The 16,212-nt window shown below is 73.3% G+C and carries 13 protein-coding genes; 6 read left to right on the top strand and 7 right to left on the bottom strand.

Annotated features, from left to right (window positions below; translation table 11 throughout):
• Positions 1-8 precede the first annotated feature (8 nt).
• The gene (locus IE311_RS32060; RefSeq protein ID WP_189835373.1) at positions 9-1,754 is read right to left on the bottom strand and encodes an ABC transporter substrate-binding protein; all 1,746 of its coding nucleotides are present in this window, start codon (positions 1,752-1,754) and stop codon (positions 9-11) included.
• A 249-nt stretch (positions 1,755-2,003) separates the two neighbouring features.
• Between IE311_RS32060 and IE311_RS32055 the strand changes: the two genes are divergently transcribed.
• From IE311_RS32055 to IE311_RS32030, 6 genes are all read left to right on the top strand, one after another.
• A complete protein-coding gene (locus tag IE311_RS32055) occupies positions 2,004-3,161 on the top strand; it encodes an NAD(P)/FAD-dependent oxidoreductase (protein WP_189835372.1) in 1,158 nt (385 codons plus the stop codon).
• A 32-nt stretch (positions 3,162-3,193) separates the two neighbouring features.
• Positions 3,194-3,508: a (2Fe-2S)-binding protein gene (locus IE311_RS32050; protein WP_189835371.1), complete on the top strand. Its 315-nt coding sequence runs from the start codon at positions 3,194-3,196 to the stop codon at positions 3,506-3,508.
• Entirely contained in the window at positions 3,489-5,003 is a 1,515-nt protein-coding gene (locus IE311_RS32045; protein WP_189835370.1) for an FAD/NAD(P)-dependent oxidoreductase, read from the top strand. The genes IE311_RS32050 and IE311_RS32045 overlap by 20 nt, the downstream gene beginning before the upstream one ends.
• A gap of 74 nt (positions 5,004-5,077) precedes the next feature.
• Positions 5,078-5,986, top strand: coding sequence for a dihydrodipicolinate synthase family protein (locus IE311_RS32040; protein ID WP_189835369.1), 909 nt, complete (start codon positions 5,078-5,080; stop codon positions 5,984-5,986).
• A 549-nt stretch (positions 5,987-6,535) separates the two neighbouring features.
• Positions 6,536-7,921, top strand: coding sequence for an aldehyde dehydrogenase family protein (locus IE311_RS32035; RefSeq protein WP_189835416.1), 1,386 nt, complete (start codon positions 6,536-6,538; stop codon positions 7,919-7,921).
• 47 nt (positions 7,922-7,968) lie between these two features.
• On the top strand, positions 7,969-8,649 hold the full coding sequence (locus IE311_RS32030; protein ID WP_189835368.1) for a GntR family transcriptional regulator: 681 nt from the start codon (positions 7,969-7,971) through the stop codon (positions 8,647-8,649).
• 34 nt (positions 8,650-8,683) lie between these two features.
• Here the strand turns inward: IE311_RS32030 and IE311_RS32025 are convergent, their stop codons facing one another.
• The 6 genes from IE311_RS32025 to IE311_RS32000 form a co-directional block, all read right to left on the bottom strand.
• The gene (locus IE311_RS32025; protein WP_189835367.1) at positions 8,684-9,712 is read right to left on the bottom strand and encodes a LacI family DNA-binding transcriptional regulator; all 1,029 of its coding nucleotides are present in this window, start codon (positions 9,710-9,712) and stop codon (positions 8,684-8,686) included.
• 68 nt (positions 9,713-9,780) lie between these two features.
• Positions 9,781-11,622, bottom strand: coding sequence for a glycoside hydrolase family 36 protein (locus IE311_RS32020; protein ID WP_229902296.1), 1,842 nt, complete (start codon positions 11,620-11,622; stop codon positions 9,781-9,783).
• Positions 11,623-11,627: 5 nt separating this feature from the next.
• Positions 11,628-12,443, bottom strand: coding sequence for a carbohydrate ABC transporter permease (locus tag IE311_RS32015; RefSeq protein ID WP_189835365.1), 816 nt, complete (start codon positions 12,441-12,443; stop codon positions 11,628-11,630).
• Positions 12,440-13,429 carry a carbohydrate ABC transporter permease gene (locus tag IE311_RS32010; protein WP_189835364.1) on the bottom strand — a complete coding sequence of 330 codons (990 nt, stop codon included), beginning with the start codon at positions 13,427-13,429 and terminating at the stop codon, positions 12,440-12,442. Before IE311_RS32010 ends, IE311_RS32015 begins: the two co-directional genes overlap by 4 nt.
• 2 nt (positions 13,430-13,431) lie before the next feature.
• Positions 13,432-14,766, bottom strand: coding sequence for an ABC transporter substrate-binding protein (locus IE311_RS32005; RefSeq protein WP_189835363.1), 1,335 nt, complete (start codon positions 14,764-14,766; stop codon positions 13,432-13,434).
• Positions 14,751-16,094 carry an aminotransferase class V-fold PLP-dependent enzyme gene (locus tag IE311_RS32000; protein ID WP_229902295.1) on the bottom strand — a complete coding sequence of 448 codons (1,344 nt, stop codon included), beginning with the start codon at positions 16,092-16,094 and terminating at the stop codon, positions 14,751-14,753. The genes IE311_RS32005 and IE311_RS32000 overlap by 16 nt, the downstream gene beginning before the upstream one ends.
• Positions 16,095-16,212: the final 118 nt, after the last annotated feature.

Here is a 16,212-nt window from a genome sequence, read left to right as displayed (position 1 = left end):
GGGCGGCCTCAGTTCGCGCTCTTCGAGGGGTCCTTGAGGCCGACCGTCGCGTAGTCGAGCTGGCCGCCGAAGGAGGTGTGGCCGAAGGCGCCGGCGATGTTGGTGCCGATGAGGAGGGGCTTGCGCTCGACGACGACGGGTGCCGTGGGCGCCTTGGCGAGGATCTTTCCGTCGAGTTCCCGCCAGGCCTCGGCGGCCCGGGCGGCGTCGGCCATCGCCGCGATCTCGTCCATGCGCTTCATCGTGGCGTCGTCGCGGAAGAGCGAGTGGTTGCCGGAGTTGCCCTTCTCCTTGATGAAGCGGCCGTCGAAGACGAACGGCAGGAACGTCGAGCCGGACGGGTAGTCGGGGCACCAGCCGGTGTAGACGAGGTCGGTGCGGTTCTTGGTGTCGCCGATGGTGTCGTAGAAGGCGGAGGGGTCGACGGTCTCGATGGTGACCTTGATCCCGGCCCGGCCGAGGGACTGCTGGATGGCTTCGCCGACGGCCTTGTCGCCGTTGGAGACCGTGATACGGGTGGTGAAGCCGCCGCCCTCGCCCGCTTCCTCGAGGAGTTTCTTGGCCCTGGGCACGTCGCCGGTGAGCGGGATGCCGAGGGTGTCGGGCTGCTTGCCGCCGAACAGGAAGCCGGGCATGAGCGCGGTGGCCGGGTCGTTGAGGGCGGGTCCGCCGGAGGCGGTGAGGACGGCCTCGCGGTCCAGGGCGTACTGCACGGCCTGCCGGACCTTGACGTCGTCGAAGGGGGCTCGCCCGGTGTGCATCTGCAGCATCTCGGTACAGCTGGTCGACTCGGCGAGGAGGCGGGCCTTGATGTCCGGCTTGGTGAGCACCTTGGGGGTGGACTCCGGGCGGAGCTTGTCCCAGGGGACGGCGGAGGCGTCGGGGCCGGTGGCGGCGATGAGCCGGTCGTCGATCTGGTTGGCCTTGAGGCCCATGGTGACGACGATCCGGTCCGGGTACGCCTTGCGCACCTGGTCCGTCTCGGGGTCCCAGTGGGTGTTGCGGACGAGGACCAGCTGCTTGTCGCGGGCGTAGGAGTCGATCTTGTACGGGCCGGAGGAGAAGGGCCGGTTGTCGTACTGGGGTCCCTTGTCCTGGGACGGGGGCACCGGCGCGAAAGTGGGCAGGGTGGCGGCGAAGGGGAACTCGGCGAACGGCGTGCGGAGTTCGAAGACGACGGTGCGGTCGTCGGGGGTCTTCACCGAGGCGAGGTGCCTGCCGCCGGCCGGGCCCTGGTAGCCCTCGGCGCCGGCGAGGTAGCGGGCCGCGTAGTCGGGGCCGCCGGGCAGGTCGGGGGAGAAGGACCGTTCGACGTTGTGCTTGATGTCGCGGGAGGTGATCGGAGTGCCGTCCTCGTACTTCAGCCCGGGCTTGAGCTTGAAGGTCCAGGTTCTGGCGCCGTTGGAGGAGATGCCGAGGTCCTCCGCGAGGTCGGGGACGAGGTCGCCGCCCTTGGCGCCGGGCTCCGCCTTGTACGTGACGAGGGTGCGGTAGAGCAGGCGGGTGCCGAAGTCCATGTCGCCCATCACCCAGTTGCGGGCCGGGTCGAGATGGGTGAAGTCCTGGTTGGACAGGACGGTGAGGGTGCCGCCCTTCTGCGGTGTGCCTCCGAGGACCGCCCCGCTGTTGTCCGTCGCGGGGTTCTTGCCGTTCCGGGCGCCTCCGGACGACGTACCTCCGCCGGAGCAGCCGGTCACGGCGAGGGCCAGGGTCGTCACCAGGGCCGTGGCCAGGGTGCACGTGCGCTTGTTCATGCGGGTCACTCCGGGGAGCAGTCGGACAGCCGAAGGGCGGCTGGAATGTGACCGGTAACATAGTAATGTGAAATTGCACTGACAAGGCATCGGGAACGCCGTTACCCATCCGTGTCCGGAAGTCTGCGAAGGTGGGCCGGTGAGGGTGATGGATCTTGCCGGCGGATCCCGGCAGGGATCTCGGCGGGGGCCTCGGTGGGGTCTCCGCGGGGTCTTGGCAGGCGCAGTGCAATGTGAAATATTACTGCCGTGCCCACGAGAGAAACCTCGGACGTCATCGTCATCGGCGCCGGCGTGGTCGGCGCGGCCTGCGCCCACTACGCGGCCCTCGCCGGCCTCTCCGTCACCGTCGTCGACCGCGGATACGTCGCGGGCGGCACGACCGGAGCGGGCGAGGGCAACCTCCTGGTCTCCGACAAGGAGCCCGGCCCCGAACTCCAGCTCGCGCTCCTCTCCACCGCGATGTGGACCGAACTCGCCGACAGGCTCCCGCCGGCCGTCGAGTACGAGGCCAAGGGCGGCCTCGTCGTCGCCTCCGGGGGGACGGGGCTCGACGCCCTGCGGGAGTTCGCGGCCCGCCAGGAGAAAGCGGGTGTCGTCGCGCACGAGGTGTCCGGTGACCGGCTCCACGACCTGGAGCCCCACCTCGCACCGGGCCTCACCGGCGGCTTCCACTACCCCCAGGACGCCCAGGTGATGCCCGCCCACGCCGCCGCGCGGCTGCTCCACGCCGCCGGCGACCGGGTCCGTCTCGCGCCGGGCGAGGAGGTCATCGGCCTCCTCACCGGCGCGGGCGGAGCGGTCCGCGGTGTGCGGACCGCCACCCGTGAACTCCACGCCCCGTACGTGGTGAACGCCGCCGGCACCTGGGGCGGCGCCGTCGCCGAACTCGCCGGGGTCCAGCTGCCCGTCCTGCCCCGCCGCGGCTTCGTCCTCGTCACCGAACCCCTGCCGCGCGTCGTCCGCCACAAGGTGTACGCCGCCGACTACGTGGCCGACGTGGCCAGCGGCTCCGCCGCGCTCCAGACCTCGGCCGTCGTCGAGGGAACCCCCGCCGGGCCCGTCCTCATCGGCGCCAGCCGCGAGCGCGTCGGCTTCGACCGGACGCTCTCCACGGAGGTCCTCCGCCGGCTCGCCGCCGGAGCCACCGCCCTGTTCCCCGTCCTCGGTGCCGTACGCGCGATCCGCACCTACCCCGGCTTCCGCCCCTATCTGCCCGATCATCTGCCCGCCATCGGCCCCGACCCCCGGGTCCCCGGACTGCTGCACGCCTGCGGACACGAGGGCGCGGGAATCGGCCTCGCGCCGGTGACCGGACAGATCGTCGCGGCCTGTATGACCGGCGGCGAACCTCCCCTCGACCTCCACCCGTTCCGGCCCGAACGCTTCGACGCCACCGCGTCCTGAGACGCGCACCCATCGTCACGAGAGGAGGGCCCGTGGCCCGCACCCCCCAAGGCCTGGTCGGGGCAGAGCCCGATCCGCCGTTCGAGATCACCTTCGACGGCCGGAGCGTCCCCGCACTGCCCGGCCAGACCCTCGCCGCCGCCCTGTGGGGTGCGGGCATCCTGGCCTGGCGGACGACCCGGGACGGAGGCCGGCCGCGCGGCGCGTTCTGCGGCATCGGGCAGTGCTACGACTGCCTCGCCACCGTCAACGGAGAGCCCAACCGCCGCGCCTGTCTGGTCCCCGCGCGCCCCGGCGACGCGATCACCACCCAGGAAGGGCACGGCCATGACCGCCTCGCCGTCTGAACCGAACAACGAGGCAGGGGCCGCCGCGGCCCCCGGGCCGGACACGGACCGGCACTCCGGCGCGCCCTACGACCTCGCGGTCGTCGGCGCCGGCTCCGCCGGACTCGCCGGTGCCGTCACCGCGTCCGAACTCGGCCTCGCCGTGGCCCTGCTGGACTCCTCGCCGCAGTCCGGCGGGCAGTACTACCGGCACCCGGCCCCCGCCCTCGGCGCCGTACGGCCCGAGGCCCTCCACCACGACTGGTCCGCCTTCACCGGTCTGCGTCGGCGCCTCGCGGAGAGCGGCGTCGACCACCTGGCCGGACATCATGTGTGGTCCGTCGCCAAGGAGGCCGACGGGACCTGGACCGTGCACGCCCTCACCGGCCCGGACGGATGCGACGGCGCGCCCGTCCGGATCCGGGCCCGCGCCCTCCTTCTCGCCACCGGTGCCCACGAGCGCCAACTGCCCTTTCCCGGCTGGACCCTGCCGGGAGTCGTGGGCGCCGGGGGAGCGCAGGCCATGCTCAAGTCCGGACTCGTCCTGCCCGGCCGGCGCGTCGTCGTGGCCGGCAGCGGCCCGCTGCTGCTCGCCGTCGCCGCGTCGCTCTCCTCGGCGGGCGCGCGGGTGCCGGCGGTGGTCGAGGCGGCGGGGTACCTGCGGTACGCGCGCAGCCCCCGGGCGCTCCTCGCCAATCCCCACAAGGCGGTCGAGGCCCTCGTCCACGGGGCCGCGCTGGCTCGCCACCGGGTGCCGGTACGGCTCCGCCGGGCGGTGACCGAGGTGCACGGCACCGACCGGGTGGAGGCCGTCACGGTCAGCCGCCTGGACCGCGACTGGCGACCCGTGCCGGGGACGGGTCGCCGGATCGCGTGCGACGCGGTCGCCGTCGGTCACGGCCTCGTGCCCCAGATCGAGTTGGCCACGGGGGTCGGCTGCGCCACCCGCGCGCTGCCCGACGGCACGCTGGGCCTGGCCCTGGACGGGCTCCAGGAGAGCTCGGTGCCCGGTCTGTGGGCCGCGGGCGAGACCGGGGGAGTCGGCGGCGCCGAACTCGCCCGCACAGAAGGCGAGTTGGCGGGACGGGCGGTGGCCGCACGGCTGCTGGGCCGCCCCGGCGGCGCCGGCCCGGTCGCCGGGCTCCGGCGGCGCCGGGACCGTATGCGCGCCTTCGCCGACGTCATGTCCGCCGCGCACGCCCCCGGCCCCGGATGGTCCGGGTGGCTGACCGACGACACGGACGTGTGCCGCTGCGAGGAGGTCCCGGCGGGCCGGGTCCGCGAAGCGGTCGCCGAGCTCGGCGCACGCGACGCCCGGACCGTCAAACTCCTCACCCGGGCCGGTATGGGGTGGTGCCAGGGGCGGATGTGCGGCACGGCCGTGGCATGTCTCGCGGCCGGTGGAGCCACCCCCGAACCGTCCCCCGAACGCCGCCCGCTCGCCGTCCCCGTCCCGCTGTCGACGCTGGCCGCGCTCGACGGGGCGACGGATCGGTCCGTCGACTCCTCGACGTAGCAACCCGGAAGAGAGCCCTGCTGGGCGCTCTTGCGCTCTCATAAAATGTCACACTTTACTGAAAGGCTGTCGCGATGAACGCCACCTCCTGGACCACCGACCGTCCCTGGCGAGGCATCATGGTCGCCACCACCCTGCCGTTCCGGGACGACCTCTCCGTCGACTACGACGCCTACGCCGAGCACGTGGCCTGGCTGATCGCCAACGGCTGCGACGGCGTCGTCCCCAACGGCTCCCTCGGCGAGTACCAGACCCTCACCGCCGACGAGCGCGCCCGGGTCGTCCGCACCGCCGTCGAGGCCGCGGGCGACGGCGCCCGGGTCATGCCGGGCGTCGCCGCGTACGGCAGCGCCGAATCCCGCCGCTGGGCCGAGCAGGCGGCCGAGGCCGGCTGCGGCTCCGTCCTGCTCCTGCCGCCCAACGCGTACCGCGCCGACGAGCGCTCCGTCCGCGCCCACTACGCCGAGGTGGCCGGGGTCGGCATCCCGGTCGTCGCGTACAACAACCCCATCGACACCAAGGTCGACCTCGTCCCCGGCCTGCTGGCGAAGCTGCACGCCGACGGCGCCGTCGTCGCGGTGAAGGAGTTCAGCGGCGACGTCCGCAGGGCCTACGAGATCGCCGAACTCGCCCCGGAACTCGACCTGCTGATCGGAGCCGACGACGTCCTGCTCGAACTGGCCGTGGCCGGTGCGGTCGGCTGGATCGCCGGCTACCCCAACGCCCTCCCCGCGAGCTCCGTCGAGCTGTACCGGTCCGCCGTGGCGGGCGACCTGGCCGCAGCCCGGTCGCTCTACTCCTCGCTGCACTCCCTGCTGCGCTGGGACTCCAAGGTCGAGTTCGTCCAGTGCATCAAGCTGTCGATGGACATCGCCGGCCGCCGGGGCGGCCCCACCCGGCCCCCGCGCCTCCCGCTCACGGGCGCGACCGAGACCGCCGTACGGACCGCCACCGAGAAGGCCCTCGCCGACGGCCGCCACTGACGGCACTGCCGCCGGTCCGCCACCGGGAGCAGCACGGGAGTCGCCGTCGGACCACCGGCCCGGGGACGGGCCCGGAGGCCGGTCCGGCAACCGCCGGGACGCCACCGTCCCGGACGCCGCCCCGCACACCGGCCTGGCCAACCTGCCCGGACGCCGCCCCGCACACCGGCCTGGCCGACCTGCCCGGACGCCGGCCCTGTCACCGCTCCGGCCACCGCCGGGACGCCACCGCCGGGACAGTCACCGCCGGGCGGCCACCGGTGGCCGGGGGCGGCCCCGGCCACCGGCCCGGTCGCCCACCGACCGACTTGACCACGGGCCGACTCGACCACCGGCCGGCTCGCCCACGGGCCGGCTCGACCACCGGCCGGCTCGCCCACCGACCGGCTCGGCCACCGGCCGCACGCGCAGCCGGGACCGGTGTGCGCACGGCCCGACGCGACGCCGTCCGACGCGACGCCGCGCGACGCCGCCCGTGGGGCCGGCTCCCGCTCGACCCCGAACTCGTCAACGACCCCACCCCGGAGGTTTCCTCCCATGACCACCGACATGACCACCGACGTGACCACCCTCGTCTCCCGCAACCCCGCCGACCCTTCCGACGTGCTCGTACGCCTCCGGACCCCGGGCGCCTTCGCGGCCGCCGACGCCGTCGAGCGGGCCCGGGCCGCCCAGCCGGGCTGGCTGCGCGCCGGCGCCGTCGCCCGCTCGGCCGCTCTCGCCGCCGTCACCGCCGCTCTGGAGACCGCCGCCGCCGAGCTCGCCGCCCTCGCCGTACGCGAGGTCGGCAAGCCCCTCGCCGAGGCCAGGGCCGAGGTCGCGCGCACCGTCGCCATCTGGCGCTACTACGCCCAGGCGCCCTACGAGCCCGCCGGCGCCGTCCACGAGACCGCCGCGGGCCCCGGGCTGCTCCTGACCCGGCGCCGTCCCCACGGCGTGGCCGGGCTCGTCACACCCTGGAACTTCCCCTTCGCCATCCCGAGCTGGAAGGCCGCCCCGGCACTCGCCGTCGGCAACGCGGTCGTCCTCAAACCGGCCCCCGAGGCCACCGCGTGCGCCCAGCGGCTCGCCGAGATCGTCCGAGAGGCCCTGCCGGAGAAGGTGTTCACCGTCCTGCCGGGCGGCCCCACCGAGGGCAATGCCCTCGTCTCCGCCGCGGACGCGGTCTCCTTCACCGGCTCGACCCCGGTGGGGCGGGCGGTCGTCCGCGCGGCGACCGCGCGGGGCATCCCGGCGCAGGCCGAGATGGGCGGCCTGAACGCCGCGATCGTCCTGCCCGACGCGGACATCGGCCGGGCGGCCGCCCACATCGCCGCCGCCGTGGCCGGGTTCGCGGGCCAGAAGTGCACCGCCACCAGCCGGATCGTCGCGGTCGGTGCCGCGCTCGACCCTCTGCGCGAGGCGCTCTCCGAGGCCTTCCGGGCGGTCCGGGTCGGCGACCCGGCCGACCCGGAGACGGTGTGCGGGCCGCTCGTCCACGAGAGCGCGCGCGAGCGGGTGGCCGAGTCCTGGCAGGGGCTCTCCGCCCTCGCCGGTGCCACCGTCCCGGCGACCCCCGGCTGGTACGCGGCCCCCACCCTGGTCGAGAAGGTTCCGCCGGGGCACCGGCTGCTCAACGAGGAGGTCTTCGGGCCCGTCGCCGCCCTGCTCCCCGCCGACGACCTCGACCACGCGGTACGGATCACCAACTCCGTGCCGTACGGCCTCGTCACCTCGGTCCACACCGCCGACCTCGACACCGCCCTGTACGGACTCGACCTGGTCGACACCGGCATGATCCGGATCAACGCCCCGTCCACCGGCGTCGACTTCCACCTGCCGTTCGGCGGGGCCAAGCAGTCCGGCCACGGCCCGCGCGAGCAGGGCAGGGCGGCCCTCGACTTCTACACGTCCTCCCGGACGTACACACTGGCCCCCGCGGGCGCCGCGACGTGACATCGTACGGTGGTGACGCAGAACGAACCGAAGGGATCACCACCGCCATGGGGCACCTGACCCACCGCGACCTGAACGCTTCCCGCGAGCGGCTACGCGACCAGGTCGCCCACGCGCTGCGGGCCGCCCTGATCTCCGGCGAGCTGCGGCCGGGCGTGGTGTACTCGGCCCCCACCCTGGCCGAGGACTTCGGGATCTCCGCCACTCCCGTGCGCGAGGCGATGCTCGACCTGGCCCGGGAAGGGCTGGTCGAGCCCGTCCGCAACAAGGGGTTCCGGGTCACCGAGGTCGACGAACGCGACCTCGACCAGTTCACCGAGATCCGCGCGCTCATCGAGATCCCGACGGTCGGCCGCGTCACCCGGTCCGCCGCCCGCGAGGACCTGGAGGCGCTGCGGCCGGTGGCGCTGGAGATCGTCCGCGCCGCCCGCGAGCACGACCTCATCGGTTACCTGGAGGCCGACCGGCTCTTCCACCTGACCCTCCTCGGCCTCGCGGGCAACGAGCGGCTGGTCGAGACCGTCGGCGATCTGCGCAAGCGCTCGCGCCTGTACGGGCTCACCGCCCTGGACGAGAGGGGCGACCTCGTCCCGTCGGCCGAGGAGCACGTGGAACTCCTCGACCTGATGCTCGCGGGCGACGCCGAGGGCGCGGAGGCGTGCATGACCCGACACCTGGGACACGTCCGCTCCCTGTGGGCCAAGACCGAGGGCCCGGCCGAAGGCTAGGGGGTCTCTTCCGGCTCTCGCCCGCCCCGCGCCGCTACCGCGCCGGTGTGCTGGCCCGTACGACCGGCTCCGCCGGGAGCAGCAGACCGCCGGTGGGAGTGGCGGCGGGGTCCTCGACGGCGGTGATCAGCCGGGTGACCAGGGCGTGGGCGATGCCGGACAGGGGCAGGCGCACGCTGGTCAGGGCGGGCTGTATCAGTGTGCAGTGCGGCATGTCGTTGAAGCCGGCGACGGCGATGTCGGTTCCCACGGTGAGACCGGCCGCACGGACGGCATGGTAGGCGGCGAGGGCGAGCCAGTCGTTCGCGCACACCAGGGCGGTCGGGCGGTCGGGGCCGGTGAGGAAGCGCTGCAGCGCCCGGGAGAGCGCGGCCGGGTCGTCGTCGGGAACGCCGACCTCGAAGGCGCCCTCGGGTGCCGCGGCCGCGGCCTGCTGCATGCCGGCCCGCCGGTCGGCGAGCCACGGCAGCGAGGCGGCGGAGTTCACGTAACAGATCCTTCGGTGGCCCTGCTCCAGCAGGAGGCCGACCAGGGCGGCGGTGGCGGCGGCCGAGTCGATGTCCACCCAGTTCTGCGGGCGGCCGGGCGCGGTGCGGCCGAAGGCGGCGAACGGGAAGCCGGCCTCCGAGAGCACGTCGACGCGGGGGTCGTCGTGCACCACGTCGGAGAGGACGAACCCGTCGACCTGGCGGGCCGCGATCAGCCCCTGGAAGGACTTGGCGACCGCCGCGGCGCCCTGCTGGGGATCGCAGCGGAACAGCAGGATGCGGTGGCCGACGGCGTCCGCCGCGCTCACCAGTGCCTGGAGGAAGCCGCCCATCAGGGGGTTCGGATCGGCGGGGTTGTCGGCGGGAGCCGGATAGCCGATGACCTTGCGGGTGCCGGTTCGCAGACTGCGGGCCGACTGATCGGGCTGGTAGCCGAGTTCGTCGATGGCGGCGGTGACCCGGGCGAGGGTGGTGGTGCGCAGCCGGTGGGGGGCGTTGAGGGCGTTGGAGACGGTCTGGCGGGAGACTCCCGCCGCGCGTGCGACGTCCTCGATGGTCACCTGTCGAGCGGTCATCGTTCCTCTGGGGGCGGTGGTCGGAGGGGCCGGGGACGGCGGGCGGCCGTCCCCGGCCCCCTCGTCGTTCAGTGGCCTCGGGTCAGGGTGAGCAGCCCACCGGTCGGCACGGTCACCGGGTTCACCCCGGGGACGAGGTCGAGCACGGTCTCGGACAGGATCTCACCACGGCAGTCCTGTACGCGGGCGAGGGCCCGTTCCCGCCGGGTGGCCACCAGGAGCACCACGGGGTCGCGGTCAGCGTTGGCGACGAGCAGGGTCCGCGGGCCGTCCGTGCCGACCCGGTCGGGCAGGGCGACCGGCAGCGGCGCGTACCGGGCGACCACGGTGGTGCGGCCGTCGCTCGCGCCGACCAGGGGGTAGCCGAGTTCCGGGCGGGAGGGTTCCAGCTCGCCGAGCTGGAGGACGTCGGCGTGGCGGCGGAAGACGTCCAGCCAGAACCGCAGGGCGGCGAGCTGCCCGGGGGTCTGCGCCGCGAGGTCGACGGAGACCTGCGGCACCCCGAACAAGGCGTTGACGAGGTGAACGGCCACGGACTCGGGTGTCTCGCCGGAGTGCCACATGATCATGTCGGCGTGGACGGCGAGCGGTCCCGCCGTGAGCCGGCAGTCGATGATGCGCTGACGGTTCTCGGCGGGGCTCAGCGGGCAGTCGGTGGCGCGGACCATGGTGGCGTACGGCCAGAGGCCCGGGCTCACATACGGCTGGCGGTGTTCGACGATCACGTCCGGACGGGTGCGGCGCAGCCGCTCGTCGAGCTCGGCGAGGAGCCGGAGCACACCCTCGTGGACGGTCGTGCGGTCGGCGCCGGCCGGCGCGGGCGGCGGATCGGCGACGGCGAAGCGGTCGATGAAGTCGAGCTTCACCCCGTCCATACCCCACTCCTCGACGGCGCGCGAGACCTTGTCGATCAGGTGGGCGCGGACCTCGGGGTGGCGGGGGTCGAGGACGGCCGCCTCCAGATGCGGCTCCTCGCGGAGCACCATGTCCTTGAAGCGGTCCCAGGCGTCGTTGTACCGGCCGATGAACGGCAGCGCGTACCAGAGGAGATAGGAGAGGCCGAGCCGACGGACCTCGGCGACATGCCCCCCGAGGTCGGGGAAGGCCGCCGGGTTCGGCTCCCAGTCTCCGCAGTGGCCGTAGCCGCGGGTGCGGTCGGCGGTCTGCCAGCCGTCGTCGACGATGACGCTCTCGCAGCCGAGGGCGGCGGCCAGGGCGGCCTGCCGCTCGACGGTGCCGGCGTCGACGTTCTGATGGAGGCTGTACCAGGTGGAGTAGGCGGGCATCCGCGCGGCCGGGGCGACGCCCGGGTGGTCCACCCCCTCGGACCACCAGGCGGTGACGGCCCGCAGGGTGGCGGCGAAGTGACGGCCGCCGAGGTCGATCCGCAGCCGCATCGGAGGCCCCTCCGGGGTGAGCTCCTGCTCGACGGTGAACGCGAACTCCCCGCTCTCCTCCACGACGCCCGCGCCCACCCGCAGGGGCGCCGCGGTCTCTCCGGCGGCGGCGGTGCACAGGGCGCGGTCGCCGGCTCCGACCAGGCTCGCGACGGGCGCTCCCAGGGCGAGCGAGACCGTCCGGGGAGCGATCCAGGACGGTGGCAGCCAGCGGGAGGCATTGGTGTCCGGGGTCCAGTAGGCGGTGGCTCCGACACAGGGCACCCGCCATTCGGCGCGGACGGTGACGGCGTCCGCCGCCGCGACCTCGATCAGGGCCACGCCGTCCTCGACCCGGGAGACGCCGGTCTCCCACCGGTCGCTGCCGAACCCCGTGAGGTGGAGGGTGAGCGGGTCTCCGGTGGAGTGGTACAGACCGGTGGAGAGCTGCCGGTGGACGACGGTGTCGGCGTTCGCCTCGGCCGGCTCTCCGGGCCGCCAGGCCGGGACGGGCTGCTGCGGGGTGGTGATCACGGTGGTCACTCCTTGGTGGCCCCGGCCAGCAGGCCGGAGATGAACTGGCGTTGCAGGACGAGGAAGAGGGCCATCACGGGGACGGCGGCGATCGCGCCGGCGAGCAGGACCTGCGCGTAGTTGGTGGTCGACAGTCCCTGGAGGGTGGCGGTGGCCACGGGCAGCGTGTACATCTCGGGGCTGCGCAGCGCGATCAGCGGCCAGACGAACTGGTTCCAGCCGCCGAGGAAGACGAACAGCGCGAGCGCCGCGATGATCGGCCGGTTGACCGGGATGACGATCCGCCACAGCACGCGCAGTTCACCGGCGCCGTCGACGCGGGCGGCGTCCAGGAGTTCGTCGGGCATCGACCGCAGGGCCTGCCGCATCAGGAAGATGCCGAACGGGGTGACCAGACCGGGCAGGACGACGGACTCGTACGAGTCGATCAGACCCAGGTCCATCATCATCTGGAAGATCGGGATCAGCATCACCGTGTCGGGGATGACCAGGGTGCTGAGCAGCAGGACGAAGAACAGATTGCGCCCGCGGAAGTCGAACTTGGCGAAGGCGTAGCCGGCGAGGACCGAGACGACGACCGCGCCGACAGTCTGGAGACCGGCCACCAGGAGGGTGTTGAGGAGGACGCGGGTGAGGCCGATGGACTCCTCGAGACCGTGGAGGTTCTCCATGAGATGGCCGCCGGGCAGCAGCTTCGGAGGCCAGGAGAACACGTCCTTGTCGTCCTGGGTGGCGGCCATGGCGAGCCACCAGAACGGTCCGACGCAGAGCCCGAAGGCGCCCGCGAGCAGCAGCGTGAGCAGGGGACCGCGGAGCTTCACCGGCGCTCTCCCATCAGGCGGACCTGCAGGATGCCGAGGACGGACACGATCAGCGCGAGCGCGTAGGCGAGGGCCGAGGCGTAGCCGAAGTCGAAGTACTTGAAGCCGTTGTTGTAGAGGTACATGGTGACCGTGAGGGTGGCGTTGTCGGGGCCGCCGCCGGTGAGGACGTACGGCTCGTCGAAGAGCTGCAGGGTGCCGATGGTCGAGAGCACCACCGTGAGCAGCAGGATCGGCCGGAGCTGGGGCAGGGTGATGGAGACGAAGCGGCGGACCGGCCCGGCGCCGTCGACCATCGCCGCCTCGTACAGCTCCTTGGGGATGCCCTGGAGGCCGGCGAGGTACATCACGGCGTTGTAGCCGGTGTAGTGCCAGGTGATGACGAGGACGACACCGACGCGGGCCCAGAACGGGCTGCCGAGCCAGTTCACCCGGTCGACGCCGAACAGGGAGAGGACCCAGTTCAGGAGTCCCGCGTCGTGGTTGAGGATGACGGAGAACATCACACCCGCGGCGACCAGGCCCGTCAGCGAGGGCACGAAGACACCGAGCCGCCAGAGCGGGCGCAGCCATACCTTGGTCGAGTTCAGCCCGAGGGCGACGAGCAGGGCGAGACCGAGCATCAGCGGAACCTGGACGACCAGGATCAGCGCGGTGTTCTTCAGGGCGGTCCAGAACAGCGGATCGTCCAGGAGACGCCGGTAGTTGGCGAGCCCGGAGAACCGGCGGGCGTCACCGTTGCCGGTGGTGAGACTGATCCAGAACGAGGCCGCGATGGGGTATGCCTTGAAGATCGCGAAGCCCAGGACGGCGGGCATGATCAGCAGGTACGGGACGGAGGCGCGGGTCAGGAGCCGGCCGTGGCCGGGGCGTGCGCGACCGGGGCCGGGGCTGCCGGGGCGGCGGCAGACCCCGCGACCGGCGGGGGCACCGGTCGCGGCGGCAACGGCTCCGGCGGGGGCGCTTTCGGACGGGGCGAGGGACATGGTCAGGCCGCCTGCTGCCGGCCGGTCTGCCGGGCGAGCTGCCCGGCCGCGACCTTCAGCGCCTCGGCCGGATCGGCGCCCTTGATCAGCACCTGGCTCTGGGCGTCGGCGGCGAGCTTCAGGGCGCGGCCGTAGTCACCGGTGAAGTTGGTGGCGCCCGATCCGGAGTCGAGCGAGCCGACGAAGGACCGCAGCACCTGCTGGCCTCCGTAGAAGGGGTGCGGCGCGCTGAACCTCGGGTCGGCGTAGGCCGACCTGAGGGCGGGGAAGACGCCGCCGGAGGCGAACATCCGGTTGATCTCGGTCGGCTTGGTGAGCGCGTACTCGATGAAGCGCCAGGCCGCCTTGCGGCGCTTGCTGGTGGCCGAGACGGTCAGATAGGTGGAGTTGACGACGGCGCCGCGCCCTCCGCCGGGGACGGCGGCGGGCGGCTGCATGACGCGCCACTTGCCGCTCTGCGCGGGGAACTTGGTGGCCAGGTACTCGATGGCCCAGGCGGGGTAGGGGGCGGTGGCGAGCTTCCCCTGGCCGACGAGCCGCTTCCAGGTGCCCTGACCGGCGGTGTCGGCGAGGAGACCGGCGTCGTTGAGCCGCTTGATGACGGTGAGGGCCTGGACGGCCTGCGGGGAGGCGAGCGTGACCCTGCCCTCGGCGTCGAAGTAGAAGGCCCCCTGGAGCTGCATCAGATTCTGGAAGAAGTCCATGTCCTGGGTGGTGCCGGGCTTGTCGAGCCCGAGCAGCTGGGCGCCGGTGGCGGCACGGATCTTCGGCCCCGCGGCGATCAGGTCGTCCCAGCTGGTGACGGAGGCGGGGTCGACACCGGCCTTCTCGAAGTAGTCGTGCCGGTAGAACAGCCCGAGCGGGTTGACCTCCCACGGGAGGGCGTGGACGGCTCTGTCCTTGCCCATGACGGTCGGCCACAGTCCGGCGACGAACGCGTCCTTGTGCCGGTCGGCGCCGAGTCTGGACAGGTCCGCGAGGCCCTCGGGGAACTTCTCGAGGTAGCCGGGCAGGTAGTCGACACCGATGTGGAGGACGTCGGCGAGACCCTTGCCTCCCGAGGCGAGCCCGACGGTGATCTTGTCCCAGATGGCGGGGTTGCCCACGTCCTGGACGTCGACCTCGATGCCGGGGTTGTCCCGCTCGAAGGAGGGGACGACCCCACGCAGGGCCTCGGCGGCGGTGGTCCAGCTCCAGACGGTGATTTTCCCGCTGTCACCGTCGGCTCCGTCGGTGCCGCCGGCCGATCCGCCGGAGCCACAGGCGGCGAGGCCGAGCCCGGCGGCGGAAGCGGTGGCGAGGTGCAGGATCTGGCGGCGGGTCAGCTGGTGGGACATGGGGACTCCTGGGCGTCGGTGGGGGTGTCGGTGGGGGCGTGGGCGTGGGCGTGGGCTTGGGTCTTGGGGTGGGTACTGCTTTCGGTGCTGGTGCTGGTGCTGGTGCTGGTGCTGGTGCTGGTGCTGGTGCTGGTGGTGGCTCTGGTGGGGCCGGGGGTGCCGACGCGGGTGTCGCCGTTACCGTGGGTCGTGCGGCGGGCGAGGGAGCGCAGTGCCTCGGCGAAGAGGTCCACCGCGGCGGCGGGGGTGGACGTGTGCGGGGAGAGGCGGATCCACTCGTCCCGGCGCGTGGTGATCACCCCGGCCGCTTCGAGTGCGCGGTGGACGCTGTCCGGGGCATGACCGGGGAGGCGAAAGGAGCCGATTCCGGCGCGCTCCCTGGGGGCGAGACCGTCCGAGAGGATCTCCGCGCCCGCCCGCCGCGCGCGGTCGAGCAGCTCGGCGAGCGTGGACCGGATCCGGATACCGGCCGCGGCCGGCCCGCCCTGTCCGAGCAGGTCGTCGACGGCCGCGCCGATCGCCGCGGCGGCCGGGAAGTCCGGGTTGGTCGCCAGGTGGGCGGCGGCCCCGGGCAGTGACGGCGCCGGATGACGTACGGCGAAGGGGTCCGTGACCCCGGCCCAGCCGCCGAGCCCGGGAGCCAGCCGCTCGCCGCACCGGTCCCGGATCAGCAGCAGGGCGGCTCCCCAGCCGGCCCGGAGCCACTTCTGGCCGCCGCTGACGAGGACGTCGGCGGCGTCGGTTTCGAGCGGCACGGCACCGAGTCCCTGGATGGCGTCGACGATCAGGAGCCGGTCCGGCCCGAGGATTTCCTTGAGTGCGGCGAGCGGGGCGAGATGGCCCGTGAGCGAGTCGGCGGCGCTGACGGTGAGGGCGGTGACGTCGGGACTGAGGTGACGGCGCAGCAGGTCGGGGGAGATGTGGCGTGGCCCGTCGGGGTCGAGGAGGCGGACGTCCGGGCCGCCGCGACCGGCGAAGCGGAGCCAGGGGTAGACGTTGGCGGGGAACTCGCCACGGGGCACGAGCACGGTGCCGGGGCCGTGGAGTGCTGCGGCCACGGTGAACAGCCCGTTGCTGGTGGACGGGACGAGGGTGATCTCGTGGGGCCGGGCGTCGAGCAGCCGCGCCGCCGAGTCCCGGGCGGCGTCGCCGAGGGCGAACAGCCGGTCGAGGTCGGCGGGGTCCGCACGGCCGGCCAGCGCGGTCGCGGCCGTCAGCGCGGCGGCGGCGCGGCGGGACAGCGGGCCGATCCTGGCGTGGTCGAGATAGCCCGGCAGGGGGCCGCGGGCGGAAGCCGGATCGGGCGGTCCGGCAATTGGAGCGTTCAAATTTCATCCCTCTGAGAGGTGCAGAGCATGAGAATTCATGAGGATCTCGAGATTTGAAGGTTCACATTAGAGAGGCGTTATCGCCCCGGCAAGAGGTCTGACGGAGGTCGTTGCCCGT

This window comes from Streptomyces zaomyceticus, from assembly GCF_014656215.1.
GTDB lineage: Bacteria > Actinomycetota > Actinomycetes > Streptomycetales > Streptomycetaceae > Streptomyces > Streptomyces zaomyceticus.
The sequence above is the reverse complement of the archived record's forward strand: the minus strand, read 5'-3'. Positions and strand labels throughout refer to the sequence as shown.